General features: G+C 66.0%; 6 protein-coding genes. All 6 read right to left on the bottom strand.

The features are described from left to right. A partial coding sequence (gene rplP / locus ACR2JI_RS15735) for a 50S ribosomal protein L16 (protein ID WP_526391615.1) occupies nt 1-410 on the bottom strand: 410 nt, incomplete at its 3' end. Between the two features lie 11 nt (nt 411-421). Next, on the bottom strand, nt 422-1,267 hold the full coding sequence (gene rpsC, locus ACR2JI_RS15740; protein WP_526391617.1) for a 30S ribosomal protein S3: 846 nt from the start codon (nt 1,265-1,267) through the stop codon (nt 422-424). Beyond that, nucleotides 1,267-1,830, bottom strand: coding sequence for a 50S ribosomal protein L22 (rplV, locus tag ACR2JI_RS15745; RefSeq protein ID WP_526391619.1), 564 nt, complete (start codon nt 1,828-1,830; stop codon nt 1,267-1,269). The genes rpsC and rplV overlap by 1 nt, the downstream gene beginning before the upstream one ends. After that, a complete protein-coding gene (gene rpsS / locus ACR2JI_RS15750; RefSeq protein WP_064283843.1) occupies nt 1,830-2,111 on the bottom strand; it encodes a 30S ribosomal protein S19 in 282 nt (93 codons plus the stop codon). Before rpsS ends, rplV begins: the two co-directional genes overlap by 1 nt. Nucleotides 2,112-2,123: 12 nt before the next feature. Continuing rightward, nucleotides 2,124-2,963 carry a 50S ribosomal protein L2 gene (gene rplB / locus ACR2JI_RS15755; protein WP_526391621.1) on the bottom strand — a complete coding sequence of 280 codons (840 nt, stop codon included), beginning with the start codon at nt 2,961-2,963 and terminating at the stop codon, nt 2,124-2,126. Nucleotides 2,964-2,999: 36 nt separating this feature from the next. Next, complete coding sequence (gene rplW, locus ACR2JI_RS15760; protein ID WP_526391623.1) at nt 3,000-3,302, bottom strand: 50S ribosomal protein L23; 303 nt, start codon at nt 3,300-3,302, stop codon at nt 3,000-3,002. Nucleotides 3,303-3,360: the final 58 nt, after the last annotated feature.

Genomic DNA, 3,360 nt, shown 5'->3' on the forward strand with positions numbered 1-3,360 from the left:
TGCTCCTCTCGGGTCACGATGCGTGCCTTGATCGGCAGCTTGTGGATCGCGCGGGTCAGTGCGTCGCGCGCGATCTTCTCGTCGGGGTAGCTCAGCTCGAAGAGCACCCGGCCGGGCTTGACGTTGGCGACCCACCACTCCGGTGACCCCTTGCCAGAGCCCATTCGGGTTTCGGCCGGCTTCTTGGTCAGCGGACGGTCCGGGAAGATATTGATCCACACCTTGCCGCCGCGCTTGATGTGGCGGTTGATGGCGATACGGGCGGACTCGATCTGCCGGTTGGTGATGTAGGCGTGCTCCAGTGCCTGGATGCCGTAGTCACCGAATGTCACATTGGTGCCACCGCTGGCGATACCACGCTGTCTCGGGTGGTGCTGCTTGCGGTGCTTGACCTTGCGGGGAATCAACATGGATTAGCTCCCTAACTCTCTGGAGTGCTCTCGGGCGCCGGGCTCTCGACTGCGGCAACCGACTCGGCCGCCCCATCGATCGGGCCGGCCTCCTCGGCAGCGCGGCCGGCCTCGGTGCTCGTCGCGGTGGTGCCGGACGCGCCACTGCGGCGCGGGCGGGTGCCTGACGTCGGACGGTCCCGGCGCGGCCGGTCGGCGGCCGGTGCGACGGCGGAAAGCTCACGCTTGCCACCAACGACGTCGCCCTTGTAGATCCAGACCTTCACACCGATACGGCCGAACGTCGTCTTGGCCTCGTACAGGCCGTAGTCGATATCGGCACGAAGTGTGTGCAGCGGCACCCGACCCTCGCGGTAGAACTCGGAGCGGCTCATCTCAGCCCCGCCGAGGCGGCCGGAGCACTGCACCCGGATACCTTTGACGTTCGGCTGGCGCATCGCCGACTGGATGGCCTTGCGCATCGCGCGGCGGAACGCCACCCGATTGCTCAACTGCTCAGCCACGCCCTGGGCCACCAGCTGTGCCACCGACTCAGGGTTCTTCACCTCGAGGATGTTGAGCTGAACCTGCTTGCCGGTCAGCTTCTCGAGGTCGGTGCGGATGCGGTCTGCTTCGGTGCCGCGTCGACCGATCACGATGCCCGGACGCGCGGTGAGGATGTCCACCCGGACCCGGTCGCGGGTGCGCTCGATCTCCACGTCGGCGATGCCGGCGCGCTCAAGACCTGAGGCCAGCAGGCGCCGGATGGCGACATCTTCCTTGACGTACTCGGCGTACTGCTTATCGGCGTACCACCGGGACTTCCAGTCGGTGGTGATACCGAGCCGGAAGCCGTGGGGATTGATCTTCTGGCCCACTAGTCCGAGCCTCCATTCGATTCGTCGGAAGCCTTCTTGGCAGGCGCCGCCTTCTTGGCGGCCGGCGCCTTCTTGGCGGCCGGAGCCTTCTTGGCCGCGGCCTTGGTGGCAGGTGCCTTCTTGGCCGGCGCGGTGCCACTGGCGGCAGCCTTGCTGCCCTGTGCGCGGCGCGACCGTGCGGACGCTCCGGCGCGCTCGTCGCGCGGCGGGCGACTCTCCACGATCACGGTGATGTGGCTGGTGCGCTTGCGGATCCGGTAGGCGCGACCCTGCGCGCGCGGCCGGATGCGCTTGGCGGTCGGGCCCTCGTCTGCGTAGACGGTTGCGACGACCAGGGTGCGCGGGTCCAGACCGTTGTTGTTCTGCGCATTGGCCGCAGCGCTTGCGATCACCTTGGCGACCGGATCGCTGGCGGACTGGGGCGCCCAGCGCAGGATGTCGAGGGCCTCTTCGACGGACTTGCCGCGAACCAGGTTGATCACCCGGCGCGCCTTGCTCGCGGAGATGCCCACGTACTTCGCCACCGCGGTGGCCGACGGGAATTCAGTGGTCGTTGTCGCCATTATCGACGCTTCGCCTTCCGGTCATCCTTGATGTGACCCTTGAACGTCCGGGTGGGGGCAAACTCACCCAACTTGTGCCCGACCATCGCCTCGGTGACGAACACCGGCACATGCTTGCGACCGTCGTGGACGGCGAAGGTGTGACCGATGAAGTCCGGGATGATGGTGGACCGACGCGACCAGGTCTTGATGACCTGCTTCGTGTTCTTATCGTTCTGAACGTCGACCTTCTTGAGCAGATGGTCGTCGACGAACGGACCCTTTTTCAGGCTGCGTGGCATCTTTACTCCCGCCTAGCGCTTGTTCTTGCCGGTGCGCCGGCGTCGGACGATGAGCTTGTCGCTCGGCTTGTTCGGTTTACGGGTGCGGCCCTCGGGCTTGCCCCACGGGCTCACCGGGTGGCGGCCGCCGGAGGTCTTACCCTCACCACCGCCGTGCGGGTGGTCGACCGGGTTCATCACGACACCTCGGACGGTGGGGCGCTTGCCCTTCCACCGCATACGACCGGCCTTGCCCCAGTTGATGTTGGCCTGCTCGGCGTTGCCGACCTCGCCGACGGTGGCGCGGCAGCGCACGTCGACGCGACGGATTTCGCCGGAGGGCATACGCAGCGATGCGTAGGCACCCTCCTTGCCGAGCAACTGGATGCTGGCACCCGCCGAACGGGCCAGCTTCGCACCGCCCCCCGGGCGCAACTCCACGGCATGGATCAGCGTGCCGGACGGGATGTTGCGCATCGGCAGGTTGTTACCTGGCTTGATGTCGGCGTTGGGACCCGACTCCACGATGTCACCCTGCTTGAGTCCCTGCGGCGCGATGATGTATCGCTTCTCGCCGTCGAGAAAGTGGAGCAGCGCGATGTTCGCGGTGCGGTTCGGGTCGTACTCGATATGAGCGACCTTGGCGTTGACGCCGTCCTTGTCATTGCGACGGAAGTCGATGACCCGGTAGGCGCGCTTGTGGCCGCCACCCTTGTGACGGGTGGTGATCCGGCCGTGCGCGTTGCGGCCGCCGGTGCTGTGCAGCGGGCGCAGCAGCGACTTCTCCGGAGTCGAGCGGGTGATCTCGGCGAAGTCGGAGACGCTGGCACCGCGGCGACCGGGGGTCGTCGGCTTGTACTTGCGAATTCCCATGGTGTGTCCTGGTTCTCTCTGCAGTCGCTCCGCCGGCTAGGCCGGGGCTCCGAAGATATCGATCGGCTTGCTTCCGGCGGCCAGGGTGACGATGGCGCGCTTGGTGCTCTTGCGCTTACCGAAGCCGGTCCGGGTGCGCTTTCGCTTGCCCTGCCGGTTTGCGGTGTTCACCGAGTCGACCTTGACCGAGAAGATCTTCTCGATGGCGATCTTGATCTGTGTCTTGTTCGAGTCCGGGTGGACGATGAACGTGTAGACGTTGTCCTCGATCAGTCCGTAGGACTTCTCGGAGATGACCGGCGCCAGGATGATGTCGCGTGGGTCAGTCACGGTAGCCATCAGGCTGACACCTCCTGCTTGGTGCTATTGGCGATGTAGGCGTTGAGCGCCTCCACAC

The organism is Mycobacterium sp., from assembly GCF_051006775.1.
Classification (GTDB): Bacteria; Actinomycetota; Actinomycetes; order Mycobacteriales; family Mycobacteriaceae; genus Mycobacterium.

Coding starts and splice junctions, on each gene's coding strand:
- rplV (WP_526391619.1), bottom strand. CDS start 1,830: ATGGCGACAACGACCACTGAATTCCCGTCGGCCACCGCGGTGGCGAAG.
- rpsS (WP_064283843.1), bottom strand. CDS start 2,111: ATGCCACGCAGCCTGAAAAAGGGTCCGTTCGTCGACGACCATCTGCTC.
- rplB (WP_526391621.1), bottom strand. CDS start 2,963: ATGGGAATTCGCAAGTACAAGCCGACGACCCCCGGTCGCCGCGGTGCC.
- rplW (WP_526391623.1), bottom strand. CDS start 3,302: ATGGCTACCGTGACTGACCCACGCGACATCATCCTGGCGCCGGTCATC.